The sequence below is a fragment of the Streptomyces sp. AN091965 genome (assembly GCF_022698285.1).
Taxonomy (GTDB): Bacteria; Actinomycetota; Actinomycetes; order Streptomycetales; family Streptomycetaceae; genus Streptomyces.
Genome location: NZ_JALDMY010000001.1, coordinates 9,709,958 through 9,726,330 on the forward strand (window position 1 = coordinate 9,709,958; position 16,373 = coordinate 9,726,330).

A 16,373-nucleotide genomic window follows, 5' to 3' on the forward strand; every position below is an offset into this window, starting at 1 on the left:
CCCATGACGGACCTGCATGACAAGCCCACCGCGGCGACCAACCCGCCGTCGGCCGACCACGCCGCCGCAGGCGGCGGAGGCGGGAGCTCCGGTGCGCACCCGCACCCGTCGCTCGGTGAGCTGTTCGCCGCATGGGTGGCCCGCACGCCCGACGCGCCCGCGGTCACCGACGGCCGACGGACGTGGTCCTACCGGGAGTTGGCACAGCGAGCCGACCGCCTCGCCGCCGACCTCGTACGTCGCGGGGCCGGACCGGACCGCACGGTGGCGCTCGTCCTGCCGCGATCGATGGAACTGATCGCGGCAGAGATCGCCGTGACACGTGCTAGTGCCGCCTTCCTGCCCGTGGACCCGGGCTACCCCGCCGAGCGGCGCGCGCTGATGCTGGCCGACGCCGCACCCGTGGTGGTCCTCGACGACCCGGCCCGGGTCCGCGCCGTCCTCGACGACGCGACCGCGCCGGTGCCCGACCGGTGGCCCGGGCCGGTGGGCGCCGACCACGCGGCGTACGTCATCTACACCTCCGGCTCCACCGGCACCCCCAAGGGCGTGACCGTCACCCACCGGGGCATCGCGGGCTTCAGCCGCGGCTGCGCCGAGCAGTACGCCGTACGGCCCGGCGACCGGATCCTGCAGTTCTCCTCGCCCAGCTTCGACGCCGCCGTCCTCGAACTGTGCAGCTCCGTCCTGTCCGGAGCCACCCTCGTGGTGCCGCCTGACGGACCGTGGCTCGGCGACGAACTCGCCGCCGTCCTCGACGAGCACCGCATCACCCACGCCCTGATCCCGCCCGCCGCCCTCGCCACCCTGCCCGACCCGGCGCACAGCGCCGCGGGCAGCCACCTGAGCACCCTGATCGTGGGAGCGGAGGCCTGCCCGCCGGCCCTCGTCGACCGCTGGGCCCCCGGCCGCCGGATGATCAACTCCTACGGCCCCACCGAAGCGACCGTCGTCGCCTCCTGGACCGGACCGCTGGCCGCGGGCAGCGGCGCGCCGAGCATCGGCACCCCGCTGTCCGGCACCCGGGTACACGTCCTCGACGCGGCGATGCGCCCCGTCGCACCCGGCGCCGACGGCGAGCTGTACGTGGGCGGGGACGGCGTGGCCCGCGGCTACCACGGCCGCCCCGGCCTGACCGCCACCCGCTTCGTCGCCAGCCCCTTCGGCCCGCCCGGCACCCGGCTCTACCGCACCGGCGACCGCGCCCGCTGGAACGCCGAAGGAGAGCTGGAGTTCCTCGGCCGCGCCGACCGCCAGGTCAAGGTCCGCGGCTTTCGCATCGAACCCGGCGAGATCGAGGCCGTGCTCCTGCGCCACCCCGGCGTGCGCGAGGCCGTCGTCGTGGTGCGCGAGGACGACCCGGGACGGCGACGGCTCGTCGGCTACGTCACGCCCACCGACGCCGCCCGCGCCCCGGAGCCCGCGGCGCTGCGCGCGGCGACCGCCACCGCCCTGCCCGCGCACATGGTCCCGGCCGCCGTCGTCGTCCTGGACGAACTCCCCCTCACCAGCCACCACAAGGTGGACCACCGCGCCCTGCCCGCCCCCGTCCGCGAGACCGGCGACGGCTGGACCCAGCCGCGCACCCCGCAGGAAGAGGCGCTGGCGGCCATCTGGGCCGAGGTCCTCGCCGTCGACGCCGTGGGCGCCGACGACGACTTCTTCGACCTGGGCGGCGACTCCGTCCTCGCCGCCCGGACGCTGTCACGGATCACCGAGGAACTGGGCGTACGCCTCGCGGTGCGCGACGTGTTCACCGCCCGGACCGTCGCCGCTCTCGCCCCGCTCCTCGGCGACCCGTCCGCCACCGCACCGCCCGAGCCGATACCGACCGCCCCGCGCGGCGGCCCGCTGCCCCTGTCCAGCGCGCAGCAGCGGCTGTGGTTCCTGGACGACCTCACCGAGGGCGGCACGGAGTACAACACCGGCGTGGCCCTGCGGCTGCGCGGCGACCTCGACGGCGCGGCCCTGCGCCGCGCCCTGGACCGGCTCGCCGCCCGCCACGACGCGCTGCGCACCACGTTCGCCACGGTCGAAGGACAGGGCGTGCAGCACGTCAGCACGGCAGCCGAACTGCCGCTGCGCACGGCCGACGTGGCGCACGTGCCCGCCGCCCGGCGCGCCGAGGTCGCCGAACGGCTCCTCACCGAGGAGCTCGGCCGCGCCTTCGACCTGGCCACGGGCCCCCTCACGCGGGCGCTCCTCATCCGCGTCACCGACGGGGAACACCTGCTGCTCCTCGCCCAGCACCACATCGTCACCGACGGCTGGTCGGTGGGCCTGCTCACCCGCGAACTGGCCGCGCTCTACCACGCGGAGGCGACCGGAACCCCCGACGGTCTGCCCGCGCCCACCGTGCAGTACCCGGACTTCGCGGTGTGGGAGCGGCGACAGCGCTCCTCCGGCACCGACAGCGACGACCTCGCGTACTGGAAGCGGCATCTGACGGGCATGCAGCAGCTCGACCTGCCCACCGACCGGCCCCGGCCGCCGGTGCGCACCACCGCCGGCGCCGCGCACCGCCACCCGATCCCGGCGGACCTCGTCGAGCGGCTGCGGCAGCTGGCCGCGGGCCGCGGCACGACCTTGTTCACCCTGTTCGCCGCGGCGGCGGCCGTGCTGTTCTCCCGGTACTCCGGCCAGCGGGACGTGGCCTTCGGCACCGTCACCAACGGGCGTGGACGCCGCGACCTGGAGGACGTGACCGGCTTCTTCGCCAACACCGTGGTGCTGCGCGAGGAAGTCGACGACACCACCACCGTCGGCCGGTTCGTGGAACGCATGCGCGCGACCGTCCTGGACGCCTTCGCCCACGACGGGGTGCCCTTCGACCGCGTCGTGGAGGAACTGGCACCGCCTCGCGACCCCAGCCGTACGCCGCTGGTGCAGGCGCTCGTGGTCCAGCAGACGGCCCCCGCCCACCCGCCGCGGGCCGGTGCGGTGCGCGTCGAGGAGCACCCGCTGCCGCGCCCGGCCTCCCGCTTCGACCTGGTCCTTGAGTTCGCGCCGCGCCCGGACGGCGGCCGCGAGCTGACCGTCGAGTTCAACACCGATCTGTTCGACGTGGACACGGTCGCCCGGATGAGCCGCCATCTGCACCGCCTCCTGGAGGACATGGCGGACGGCCCGCACCGGACGCTGGCCGAGCTGCCCCTGCTCCTGGAGGGCGAGCGGCGCACCCTCCTGGAGACCTGGAACCCGCCCGCGCGCACCGGGCACGACGACACCGCGAGCACGCTGCCGACGCTCTTCGAGGCCCAAGTGGCCCGCACCCCCGAGCGCACGGCCGTGGACTGCGGCACCACACGCCTCGACTACGCCGAGGTGAACCGGCGCGCCAACCGCATCGCCCGGCAGCTCGTCGCCCGCGGCGCCGGGCCCGAGACGCTGGTGGCCCTGTGCCTGCCGCGCACCGCCGACCTGGTCCCGGCCCTGTGGGGCGTCCTGAAGTCCGGCGCGGGCTATCTGCCCGTGGACCCCGGCTACCCCGCCGAGCGCATCCGCTTCATGCTCGCCGACGCCGAACCGGCCCTCGTCGTCGCGGGCCGCGCGACCGCGGGCGCGCTGCCCGCGGACTGCGAGCCGCTGCTCCTGGAGGACTGCCTGGCCGACGGCGCGGACCTGCCGGGGGACACGGACCTGACGGCGGCGGACCTGGCACGCCCGCTCGTCCCCGACCATCCCGCGTACGTCATCTACACCTCGGGGTCGACCGGCCGCCCCAAGGGCGTCGTGGTAGCCCACCGCAGCGTGGCGGCGCTCGCCGAGTGGGTGGCGGAGCGGTTCGGGCCCGAGCGCCTCTCCCATGTGATCGCCTCGACGTCGCTCAACTTCGACGTGTCGGTGTTCGAGTTGATCTGCCCCCTGCTCGCGGGCGGCAGCATCGAGGTGGTCGCGGACCTCGCCGCCCTCGCCGAGGCCCCCGACCTGCGCAGCGCCGGACTCGTCAGCGGCGTGCCGTCCGTGATCGCGCGGCTGCTCACCGAGGGCCACACGGCGATCGCCTCGGACACGTTCGTCCTGGCCGGGGAGGCACTGCCCGCGCAGACCGTGCGCGACCTGCGGCGGGCCATGCCGTTCTGCGAAGTGGCCAACATATACGGCCCGACCGAGGCCACGGTCTACGCCACCGCCTGGTTCGCCGACGACACCGAACCCGACCAGGCCCCGCCGATCGGCAGGCCCGTGGCGCGCACCCGCGCCTACGTCCTCGACCACCTGTTGCGCCCCCAGCCCCCGGGCGTGACGGGTGAGCTGTACCTCGGCGGCGGCGGCCTCGCCCGCGGCTATCTGCGCCGCCCCGGTCTGACCGCGACCCGCTTCCTCGCCGACCCCTTCGGCGCCCCCGGGGACCGGATGTACCGCACCGGTGACCTGGTGCGCTGGACCCAGGCGGGTGAACTGGAGTACCTGGGCCGCACCGACCAGCAGGTCAAGGTGCGCGGCTTCCGCATCGAGCTGGGCGAGGTGGAGGAGGCCCTGCTGCGCTGCGAGGGCGTTGCACAGGCGGCCGCCGCCGCCCGCGAGAGCGAAGGACACCGGCGCCTGGTGGGCTACGTCGTGCCCGCCCCGGGCAAGCGGGTGGACCCGGACGCGGTGCGCCGGGAACTCGGCCGCGCCCTGCCCGACTACCTGGTCCCCGCCGTCGTCGTCGGGCTGAGCGCGCTGCCCCTGAACCCCAACGGCAAGCTGGACCGCGACCGGCTCCCCGACCCCGGGCCCGTCGGGCGCGCCGCCCGCCACGTGCCGCCGCGCACCCCCACCGAACGGCTCCTCGCCGGGATCTGGGCGGACGTCCTGCACGTGGAGCGGGTCGGGGCGGACGACAACTTCTTCGCGCTCGGCGGCGACTCCATCCTCAGCATCCAAGTCGTCGCCCGCGCCCGGCAGGAGGGCCTGACGGTCACCTCCCGCGATGTGTACCGGCACCAGACGGTGGCCGATCTCGCCCGCTGCGCGGACGCCGCGGAAGGCGGCAGGACCGCCGCCCCCGTGCAGGTGGCGGCCACCGGACCGGCGCCGCTGACGCCCATCCAGCACTGGCTGTTCGACAGCGTCGGCGACCGGTCCGGCCACTTCGCCCAGACCCTGTCGGCGGAGCTGCGCGAGGCGGTCGACGCGGCGGCCCTGGAGGACGCGCTCAACGACCTGGTCGCCCACCACGACGCGCTGCGCTCCCACTTCGTGACCGACGGCTCCACGGGCTCCGACGGCTCCACAGGCTCTGACGGCTCCACGGGTCCTGACGGCCCCGTCACCGCCCGTTGGCACATCGGTGAACGGACCCCGCGCCTGCGCCTGGCACGCCACACGGGCCCCGACGCCGACGCGCCGCACCTGGGCCCCTTCGACCTGCGCGAGGGCCCGCTGCTGCGCGCCGTCCTGCACGAGCGGGGCAGGGGGCTGCGGCCCGTCCTGCACCTGGCCGTCCACCACCTCGTGGTCGACGGCGTCTCCTGGCGCGTCCTGCTCGAAGACCTCGACCTGGCCTACCGCGCCCGCCGCGAGGGCCGCGACGCCACGGCGGCCCTGCCCGCCAAGTCGTCGCCGCTGCGCCACTGGGCACAGCGTCTTGCCGCGCACGCGGCCGACGGCGGCTTCGCCGACGAGACGGCGTACTGGACCCGCGCGCTCGCGGGCGCCGAGGCGGCCCTGCCCACGGACGGGGCGGGCCCCGACACCTACGCCTCGGCCCGCTCGGTGACCGTACGCCTCACGCCCGAGGACACCACCGCGCTCCTGCGCACGCTGCCCGACACCTACCGCACCCGGGTCAACGACGTGCTCCTGAGCGCGCTCGGCCGCGTGCTGTGCGCGTGGACCGGCCACGAGCGGCTCCTGGTGGACGTCGAGGGGCACGGGCGCGAAGAGCTGTTCGCCGACGTCGACACCAGCCGGACCGTCGGCTGGTTCACCACCCGCCACCCCGTCGCGCTCGCGGTCCCGGCCGATGCCGGCTGGGACGCCGTGCTCAAGCAGGTCAAGGAGCAACTGCGCGCGGTGCCCCGGCACGGCCTGGGGCACGACGCGCTGCGCCACCTGACCGGGCCCGAGACGGCGCCCGCCGGGCCCGCCGCGCAGGTCAGCTTCAACTACCTGGGCCGGTTCGGGCTCCCGGACGCGCCGGACGGCCTGTACGGCGGACCGTTCCGCCCCCTCGAACTGGACGCCGACCCGCTGTCCGCGCGCCCGCACCCGCTGGAGGTCGTGGGGCAGCTGGACGGCGACGCACTGGAGTTCACCTGGTTCTACTCCGACGCGCTGCACCACGAGGCGACCGTCGCGGAGCTCGCCGCCGGGTTCGCGGACGCGCTCGCCGGGATCGCCCGGCACGCGGCCCGGCCCGGCACCGGCGGCCGCACCCCGTCGGACTTCCCGTTGGCGCGGCTCGACCAGCGGGCCGTGGACCGCGTCGTGGGCGACGCCCCCGACGCGGTCGAGGACGTCCACGCGCTGACGCCCACCCAGGCGGGGATGCTCTTCCACGGCCTGTCGCAGGACGACCAGAGCGTGTACTTCCAGCAGGTGTCGTTCGTCCTGGACGGCGTGCCCGACCCCGCCGCCCTCGCGGCGGCCTGGCAGCACGTGACGGACCGCACCCCGGTGCTCCGCTCCCGCGCGGTGTGGCAGGACGTGCCCGAACCGCTCCTCGTGGTGCGGCGCCACGCGACCGTGCCGGTCACGCACCTGGACTGGCGCGAGCTGACCGACGACGAGCGGGCCGACGCGCTGCGGGACCTGCTCGACCGGGACCGCGAGCGCGGCGTCGACCTGGCGTGCGCCCCGCTCCAGCGCATCGCCCTGGCCCGGCTCTCCGAGACCTCCGTACGCGTGGTGTGGTCCTTCCACCACCTGATCCTGGACGGCTGGAGCCTGTTCCAGGTCCTGTCCGACGTGTTCGCCCGCCACGCGCGGCCGTCCGGCTCCGCGGACGAGGGAGACCCGCTGCCCGTGCGGCGCCCCTTCAGCGACTACGTGGCCTGGCTGCGCGACCGCGACGACGACCGGGCCGAGCGGCACTGGCGCGACCGCCTCGGGGGGCTGACCGAGGGCACCGCGCTGCCCTACGACCGCGAGCCGCGCGAGACCCACCACGCGGAGTCCACCGAGGCGGTCCGCGTCACGGTGCCGCAGGCCACGACGCGCGCCCTGGAGGACCTGGCCAAGGCCGCGGGCCTGACCCTGAACACCCTGGTCCAGGGCGCCTGGGCGCTCCTCCTGAGCCGTCTGGCGGGCCGGGACGAGGTCGTCTTCGGCACCACCGTCTCCGGCCGCCCGCCCGAGCTGCCGGGCGCCGACTCCATCACCGGCCTGTTCATCACGACCCTGCCCACCCGCGTCCGGGTGGCGCGCGACGGCACCCTCGCCGACTGGCTGGGCGCCCTCCAGTACGACCAGAGCGAGGACCGCCGCTTCGACCACGTGCCGCTCACACGGATGAAGGCCCTCACCGAACTCCCCGAGCGGGCCAGCCTGTTCGACAGCATCGTCGTCTTCGAGAACTACCCCGTCGACGACGACCTCGCCGCCGCCCACGGGCTGCGCCTGAGCGACCTCGACGGCATCGAGACCACCAACTACCCGCTCAGCCTGGTCGCCTACCCCGGTGCGGAACTCGGCCTGCGCCTGGGCTATGACCCCGCGCTCTTCGACGCCGCCACGGTCGCCCGCCTGGGCGAGTACCTCACCGTGCTCTTCGACGGCATGGCCGCGGGACCCGAGCGCCCGCCCGCGCGGCTGCCGCTGCTCACCCCCGCCCGCCGCCGCCAGGTCGTCGACGAGTGGAACGACACCGCCACCGCCCTCCCCGAGGCGACGGTCGCGGAGCTGTGGAGGGCACAGGCGCGCCGCACGCCCGACGCCGTGGCCCTGGAGGCCGGTGCCGACCGGCTCACCTACCGGGACCTGAACGTCCGGGCCACGGCGCTCGCCGCCCGGCTCGCCGCCCGGGGCGTCACGGCCGAAGTGCCGGTCGGCGTCCTCATGGACCGCTCGGCCGGCCTGGTCGTCGTCCAGCTCGCGCTCGCCCTCGCCGGGGGCGTCTACGTCCCCCTCGACGGCCGGGCTCCGAGCGAGCGGCTGCGGCGCATGCTCGCCGAGGTCGGCGCGGACCTCGTCCTGACGGACGCCGAGTGGGAGCGTCCGGCGCTCCGCCCTCGGGCTCGCGGTCGGGCCGCAGCACGGTCCCGTCGGGCAGCACGTCCCGCGCCGTCCGCTCCCACTCGGCGTCCGTCAGGACGAGGTCCGCGCCGACCTCGGCGAGCATGCGCCGCAGCCGCTCGCTCGGAGCCCGGCCGTCGAGGGGGACGTAGACGCCCCCGGCGAGGGCGAGCGCGAGCTGGACGACGACCAGGCCGGCCGAGCGGTCCATGAGGACGCCGACCGGCACTTCGGCCGTGACGCCCCGGGCGGCGAGCCGGGCGGCGAGCGCCGTGGCCCGGACGTTCAGGTCCCGGTAGGTGAGCCGGTCGGCACCGGCCTCCAGGGCCACGGCGTCGGGCGTGCGGCGCGCCTGTGCCCTCCACAGCTCCGCGACCGTCGCCTCGGGGAGGGCGGTGGCGGTGTCGTTCCACTCGTCGACGACCTGGCGGCGGCGGGCGGGGGTGAGCAGCGGCAGCCGCGCGGGCGGGCGCTCGGGTCCCGCGGCCATGCCGTCGAAGAGCACGGTGAGGTACTCGCCCAGGCGGGCGACCGTGGCGGCGTCGAAGAGCGCGGGGTCATAGCCCAGGCGCAGGCCGAGTTCCGCACCGGGGTAGGCGACCAGGCTGAGCGGGTAGTTGGTGGTCTCGATGCCGTCGAGGTCGCTCAGGCGCAGCCCGTGGGCGGCGGCGAGGTCGTCGTCGACGGGGTAGTTCTCGAAGACGACGATGCTGTCGAACAGGCTGGCCCGCTCGGGGAGTTCGGTGAGGGCCTTCATCCGTGTGAGCGGCACGTGGTCGAAGCGGCGGTCCTCGCTCTGGTCGTACTGGAGGGCGCCCAGCCAGTCGGCGAGGGTGCCGTCGCGCGCCACCCGGACGCGGGTGGGCAGGGTCGTGATGAACAGGCCGGTGATGGAGTCGGCGCCCGGCAGCTCGGGCGGGCGGCCGGAGACGGTGGTGCCGAAGACGACCTCGTCCCGGCCCGCCAGACGGCTCAGGAGGAGCGCCCAGGCGCCCTGGACCAGGGTGTTCAGGGTCAGGCCCGCGGCCTTGGCCAGGTCCTCCAGGGCGCGCGTCGTGGCCTGCGGCACCGTGACGCGGACCGCCTCGGTGGACTCCGCGTGGTGGGTCTCGCGCGGCTCGCGGTCGTAGGGCAGCGCGGTGCCCTCGGTCAGCCCCCCGAGGCGGTCGCGCCAGTGCCGCTCGGCCCGGTCGTCGTCGCGGTCGCGCAGCCAGGCCACGTAGTCGCTGAAGGGGCGCCGCACGGGCAGCGGGTCTCCCTCGTCCGCGGAGCCGGACGGCCGCGCGTGGCGGGCGAACACGTCGGACAGGACCTGGAACAGGCTCCAGCCGTCCAGGATCAGGTGGTGGAAGGACCACACCACGCGTACGGAGGTCTCGGAGAGCCGGGCCAGGGCGATGCGCTGGAGCGGGGCGCACGCCAGGTCGACGCCGCGCTCGCGGTCCCGGTCGAGCAGGTCCCGCAGCGCGTCGGCCCGCTCGTCGTCGGTCAGCTCGCGCCAGTCCAGGTGCGTGACCGGCACGGTCGCGTGGCGCCGCACCACGAGGAGCGGTTCGGGCACGTCCTGCCACACCGCGCGGGAGCGGAGCACCGGGGTGCGGTCCGTCACGTGCTGCCAGGCCGCCGCGAGGGCGGCGGGGTCGGGCACGCCGTCCAGGACGAACGACACCTGCTGGAAGTACACGCTCTGGTCGTCCTGCGACAGGCCGTGGAAGAGCATCCCCGCCTGGGTGGGCGTCAGCGCGTGGACGTCCTCGACCGCGTCGGGGGCGTCGCCCACGACGCGGTCCACGGCCCGCTGGTCGAGCCGCGCCAACGGGAAGTCCGACGGGGTGCGGCCGCCGGTGCCGGGCCGGGCCGCGTGCCGGGCGATCCCGGCGAGCGCGTCCGCGAACCCGGCGGCGAGCTCCGCGACGGTCGCCTCGTGGTGCAGCGCGTCGGAGTAGAACCAGGTGAACTCCAGTGCGTCGCCGTCCAGCTGCCCCACGACCTCCAGCGGGTGCGGGCGCGCGGACAGCGGGTCGGCGTCCAGTTCGAGGGGGCGGAACGGTCCGCCGTACAGGCCGTCCGGCGCGTCCGGGAGCCCGAACCGGCCCAGGTAGTTGAAGCTGACCTGCGCGGCGGGCCCGGCGGGCGCCGTCTCGGGCCCGGTCAGGTGGCGCAGCGCGTCGTGCCCCAGGCCGTGCCGGGGCACCGCGCGCAGTTGCTCCTTGACCTGCTTGAGCACGGCGTCCCAGCCGGCATCGGCCGGGACCGCGAGCGCGACGGGGTGGCGGGTGGTGAACCAGCCGACGGTCCGGCTGGTGTCGACGTCGGCGAACAGCTCTTCGCGCCCGTGCCCCTCGACGTCCACCAGGAGCCGCTCGTGGCCGGTCCACGCGCACAGCACGCGGCCGAGCGCGCTCAGGAGCACGTCGTTGACCCGGGTGCGGTAGGTGTCGGGCAGCGTGCGCAGGAGCGCGGTGGTGTCCTCGGGCGTGAGGCGTACGGTCACCGAGCGGGCCGAGGCGTAGGTGTCGGGGCCCGCCCCGTCCGTGGGCAGGGCCGCCTCGGCGCCCGCGAGCGCGCGGGTCCAGTACGCCGTCTCGTCGGCGAAGCCGCCGTCGGCCGCGTGCGCGGCAAGACGCTGTGCCCAGTGGCGCAGCGGCGACGACTTGGCGGGCAGGGCCGCCGTGGCGTCGCGGCCCTCGCGGCGGGCGCGGTAGGCCAGGTCGAGGTCTTCGAGCAGGACGCGCCAGGAGACGCCGTCGACCACGAGGTGGTGGACGGCCAGGTGCAGGACGGGCCGCAGCCCCCTGCCCCGCTCGTGCAGGACGGCGCGCAGCAGCGGGCCCTCGCGCAGGTCGAAGGGGCCCAGGTGCGGCGCGTCGGCGTCGGGGCCCGTGTGGCGTGCCAGGCGCAGGCGCGGGGTCCGTTCACCGATGTGCCAACGGGCGGTGACGGGGCCGTCAGGACCCGTGGAGCCGTCAGAGCCTGTGGAGCCGTCGGAGCCCGTGGAGCCGTCGGTCACGAAGTGGGAGCGCAGCGCGTCGTGGTGGGCGACCAGGTCGTTGAGCGCGTCCTCCAGGGCCGCCGCGTCGACCGCCTCGCGCAGCTCCGCCGACAGGGTCTGGGCGAAGTGGCCGGACCGGTCGCCGACGCTGTCGAACAGCCAGTGCTGGATGGGCGTCAGCGGCGCCGGTCCGGTGGCCGCCACCTGCACGGGGGCGGCGGTCCTGCCGCCTTCCGCGGCGTCCGCGCAGCGGGCGAGATCGGCCACCGTCTGGTGCCGGTACACATCGCGGGAGGTGACCGTCAGGCCCTCCTGCCGGGCGCGGGCGACGACTTGGATGCTGAGGATGGAGTCGCCGCCGAGCGCGAAGAAGTTGTCGTCCGCCCCGACCCGCTCCACGTGCAGGACGTCCGCCCAGATCCCGGCGAGGAGCCGTTCGGTGGGGGTGCGCGGCGGCACGTGGCGGGCGGCGCGCCCGACGGGCCCGGGGTCGGGGAGCCGGTCGCGGTCCAGCTTGCCGTTGGGGTTCAGGGGCAGCGCGCTCAGCCCGACGACGACGGCGGGGACCAGGTAGTCGGGCAGGGCGCGGCCGAGTTCCCGGCGCACCGCGTCCGGGTCCACCCGCTTGCCCGGGGCGGGCACGACGTAGCCCACCAGGCGCCGGTGTCCTTCGCTCTCGCGGGCGGCGGCGGCCGCCTGTGCAACGCCCTCGCAGCGCAGCAGGGCCTCCTCCACCTCGCCCAGCTCGATGCGGAAGCCGCGCACCTTGACCTGCTGGTCGGTGCGGCCCAGGTACTCCAGTTCACCCGCCTGGGTCCAGCGCACCAGGTCACCGGTGCGGTACATCCGGTCCCCGGGGGCGCCGAAGGGGTCGGCGAGGAAGCGGGTCGCGGTCAGACCGGGGCGGCGCAGATAGCCGCGGGCGAGGCCGCCGCCGCCGAGGTACAGCTCACCCGTCACGCCCGGGGGCTGGGGGCGCAACAGGTGGTCGAGGACGTAGGCGCGGGTGCGCGCCACGGGCCTGCCGATCGGCGGGGCCTGGTCGGGTTCGGTGTCGTCGGCGAACCAGGCGGTGGCGTAGACCGTGGCCTCGGTCGGGCCGTATATGTTGGCCACTTCGCAGAACGGCATGGCCCGCCGCAGGTCGCGCACGGTCTGCGCGGGCAGTGCCTCCCCGGCCAGGACGAACGTGTCCGAGGCGATCGCCGTGTGGCCCTCGGTGAGCAGCCGCGCGATCACGGACGGCACGCCGCTGACGAGTCCGGCGCTGCGCAGGTCGGGGGCCTCGGCGAGGGCGGCGAGGTCCGCGACCACCTCGATGCTGCCGCCCGCGAGCAGGGGGCAGATCAACTCGAACACCGACACGTCGAAGTTGAGCGACGTCGAGGCGATCACATGGGAGAGGCGCTCGGGCCCGAACCGCTCCGCCACCCACTCGGCGAGCGCCGCCACGCTGCGGTGGGCTACCACGACGCCCTTGGGGCGGCCGGTCGACCCCGAGGTGTAGATGACGTACGCGGGATGGTCGGGGACGAGCGGGCGTGCCAGGTCCGCCGCCGTCAGGTCCGTGTCCCCCGGCAGGTCCGCGCCGTCGGCCAGGCAGTCCTCCAGGAGCAGCGGCTCGCAGTCCGCGGGCAGCGCGCCCGCGGTCGCGCGGCCCGCGACGACGAGGGCCGGTTCGGCGTCGGCGAGCATGAAGCGGATGCGCTCGGCGGGGTAGCCGGGGTCCACGGGCAGATAGCCCGCGCCGGACTTCAGGACGCCCCACAGGGCCGGGACCAGGTCGGCGGTGCGCGGCAGGCACAGGGCCACCAGCGTCTCGGGCCCGGCGCCGCGGGCGACGAGCTGCCGGGCGATGCGGTTGGCGCGCCGGTTCACCTCGGCGTAGTCGAGGCGTGTGGTGCCGCAGTCCACGGCCGTGCGCTCGGGGGTGCGGGCCACTTGGGCCTCGAAGAGCGTCGGCAGCGTGCTCGCGGTGTCGTCGTGCCCGGTGCGCGCGGGCGGGTTCCAGGTCTCCAGGAGGGTGCGCCGCTCGCCCTCCAGGAGCAGGGGCAGCTCGGCCAGCGTCCGGTGCGGGCCGTCCGCCATGTCCTCCAGGAGGCGGTGCAGATGGCGGCTCATCCGGGCGACCGTGTCCACGTCGAACAGATCGGTGTTGAACTCGACGGTCAGCTCGCGGCCGCCGTCCGGGCGCGGCGCGAACTCAAGGACCAGGTCGAAGCGGGAGGCCGGGCGCGGCAGCGGGTGCTCCTCGACGCGCACCGCACCGGCCCGCGGCGGGTGGGCGGGGGCCGTCTGCTGGACCACGAGCGCCTGCACCAGCGGCGTACGGCTGGGGTCGCGAGGCGGTGCCAGTTCCTCCACGACGCGGTCGAAGGGCACCCCGTCGTGGGCGAAGGCGTCCAGGACGGTCGCGCGCATGCGTTCCACGAACCGGCCGACGGTGGTGGTGTCGTCGACTTCCTCGCGCAGCACCACGGTGTTGGCGAAGAAGCCGGTCACGTCCTCCAGGTCGCGGCGTCCACGCCCGTTGGTGACGGTGCCGAAGGCCACGTCCCGCTGGCCGGAGTACCGGGAGAACAGCACGGCCGCCGCCGCGGCGAACAGGGTGAACAAGGTCGTGCCGCGGCCCGCGGCCAGCTGCCGCAGCCGCTCGACGAGGTCCGCCGGGATCGGGTGGCGGTGCGCGGCGCCGGCGGTGGTGCGCACCGGCGGCCGGGGCCGGTCGGTGGGCAGGTCGAGCTGCTGCATGCCCGTCAGATGCCGCTTCCAGTACGCGAGGTCGTCGCTGTCGGTGCCGGAGGAGCGCTGTCGCCGCTCCCACACCGCGAAGTCCGGGTACTGCACGGTGGGCGCGGGCAGACCGTCGGGGGTTCCGGTCGCCTCCGCGTGGTAGAGCGCGGCCAGTTCGCGGGTGAGCAGGCCCACCGACCAGCCGTCGGTGACGATGTGGTGCTGGGCGAGGAGCAGCAGGTGTTCCCCGTCGGTGACGCGGATGAGGAGCGCCCGCGTGAGGGGGCCCGTGGCCAGGTCGAAGGCGCGGCCGAGCTCCTCGGTGAGGAGCCGTTCGGCGACCTCGGCGCGCCGGGCGGCGGGCACGTGCGCCACGTCGGCCGTGCGCAGCGGCAGTTCGGCTGCCGTGCTGACGTGCTGCACGCCCTGTCCTTCGACCGTGGCGAACGTGGTGCGCAGCGCGTCGTGGCGGGCGGCGAGCCGGTCCAGGGCGCGGCGCAGGGCCGCGCCGTCGAGGTCGCCGCGCAGCCGCAGGGCCACGCCGGTGTTGTACTCCGTGCCGCCCTCGGTGAGGTCGTCCAGGAACCACAGCCGCTGCTGCGCGCTGGACAGGGGCAGCGGGCCGCCGCGCGGGGCGGTCGGTATCGGCTCGGGCGGTGCGGTGGCGGACGGGTCGCCGAGGAGCGGGGCGAGAGCGGCGACGGTCCGGGCGGTGAACACGTCGCGCACCGCGAGGCGTACGCCCAGTTCCTCGGTGATCCGTGACAGCGTCCGGGCGGCGAGGACGGAGTCGCCGCCCAGGTCGAAGAAGTCGTCGTCGGCGCCCACGGCGTCGACGGCGAGGACCTCGGCCCAGATGGCCGCCAGCGCCTCTTCCTGCGGGGTGCGCGGCTGGGTCCAGCCGTCGCCGGTCTCGCGGACGGGGGCGGGCAGGGCGCGGTGGTCCACCTTGTGGTGGCTGGTGAGGGGGAGTTCGTCCAGGACGACGACGGCGGCCGGGACCATGTGCGCGGGCAGGGCGGTGGCGGTCGCCGCGCGCAGCGCCGCGGGCTCCGGGGCGCGGGCGGCGTCGGTGGGCGTGACGTAGCCGACGAGCCGTCGCCGTCCCGGGTCGTCCTCGCGCACCACGACGACGGCCTCGCGCACGCCGGGGTGGCGCAGGAGCACGGCCTCGATCTCGCCGGGTTCGATGCGAAAGCCGCGGACCTTGACCTGGCGGTCGGCGCGGCCGAGGAACTCCAGCTCTCCTTCGGCGTTCCAGCGGGCGCGGTCGCCGGTGCGGTAGAGCCGGGTGCCGGGCGGGCCGAAGGGGCTGGCGACGAAGCGGGTGGCGGTCAGGCCGGGGCGGCCGTGGTAGCCGCGGGCCACGCCGTCCCCGCCCACGTACAGCTCGCCGTCGGCGCCGGGTGCGACGGGGCGCATCGCCGCGTCGAGGACGTGTACCCGGGTGCCGGACAGCGGGGTGCCGATGCTCGGCGCGCCGCTGCCCGCGGCCAGCGGTCCGGTCCAGGAGGCGACGACGGTCGCTTCGGTGGGGCCGTAGGAGTTGATCATCCGGCGGCCGGGGGCCCAGCGGTCGACGAGGGCCGGCGGGCAGGCCTCCGCTCCCACGATCAGGGTGCTCAGGTGGCTGCCCGCGGCGCTGTGCGCCGGGTCGGGCAGGGTGGCGAGGGCGGCGGGCGGGATCAGGGCGTGGGTGATGCGGTGCTCGTCGAGGACGGCGGCGAGTTCGTCGCCGAGCCACGGTCCGTCAGGCGGCACCACGAGGGTGGCTCCGGACAGGACGGAGCTGCACAGTTCGAGGACGGCGGCGTCGAAGCTGGGCGAGGAGAACTGCAGGATCCGGTCGCCGGGCCGTACGGCGTACTGCTCGGCGCAGCCGCGGCTGAAGCCCGCGATGCCCCGGTGGGTGACGGTCACGCCCTTGGGGGTGCCGGTGGAGCCGGAGGTGTAGATGACGTACGCCGCGTGGTCGGCGCCCACCGGCCCGGGCCACCGGTCGGGCACCGGCGCGGTCGCGTCGTCGAGGACGGCGCGGACCCGGGCCGGGTCGTCGAGGACCACCACGGGTGCGGCGTCGGCCAGCATCAGCGCGCGCCGCTCGGCGGGGTAGCCCGGGTCCACGGGCAGGAAGGCGGCACTAGCACGTGTCACGGCGATCTCTGCCGCGATCAGTTCCATCGATCGCGGCAGGACGAGCGCCACCGTGCGGTCCGGTCCGGCCCCGCGACGTACGAGGTCGGCGGCGAGGCGGTCGGCTCGCTGTGCCAACTCCCGGTAGGACCACGTCCGTCGGCCGTCGGTGACCGCGGGCGCGTCGGGCGTGCGGGCCACCCATGCGGCGAACAGCTCACCGAGCGACGGGTGCGGGTGCGCACCGGAGCTCCCGCCTCCGCCGCCTGCGGCGGCGTGGTCGGCCGACGGCGGGTTGGTCGCCGCGGTGGGCTTGTCATGCAGGTCCGTCATGGGGGGATGTCCTTCGGCGCGG

Annotated in this window: 1 protein-coding gene and 1 pseudogene; one reads left to right on the top strand and one right to left on the bottom strand. The window is 75.8% G+C overall.

Translation table 11 applies throughout. The annotated features are described in order from the left end of the window. Positions 1–3: 3 nt before the first annotated feature. A pseudogene (locus MQV74_RS40185) lies at positions 4–8,085 on the top strand (amino acid adenylation domain-containing protein); the annotation flags it as partial. On the opposite strand, the gene MQV74_RS40190 reads toward MQV74_RS40185, so the two are convergent. Beyond that, a complete protein-coding gene (locus tag MQV74_RS40190) occupies positions 7,982–16,351 on the bottom strand; it encodes an amino acid adenylation domain-containing protein (RefSeq protein WP_441349350.1) in 8,370 nt (2,789 codons plus the stop codon). The pseudogene MQV74_RS40185 and the gene MQV74_RS40190 overlap by 104 nt on opposite strands. Positions 16,352–16,373 lie beyond the last annotated feature (22 nt).

Excerpts from the sequence above, each read along its gene's own strand:
- MQV74_RS40190 (WP_441349350.1), bottom strand. The coding sequence starts at position 16,351 with ATGACGGACCTGCATGACAAGCCCACCGCGGCGACCAACCCGCCGTCG.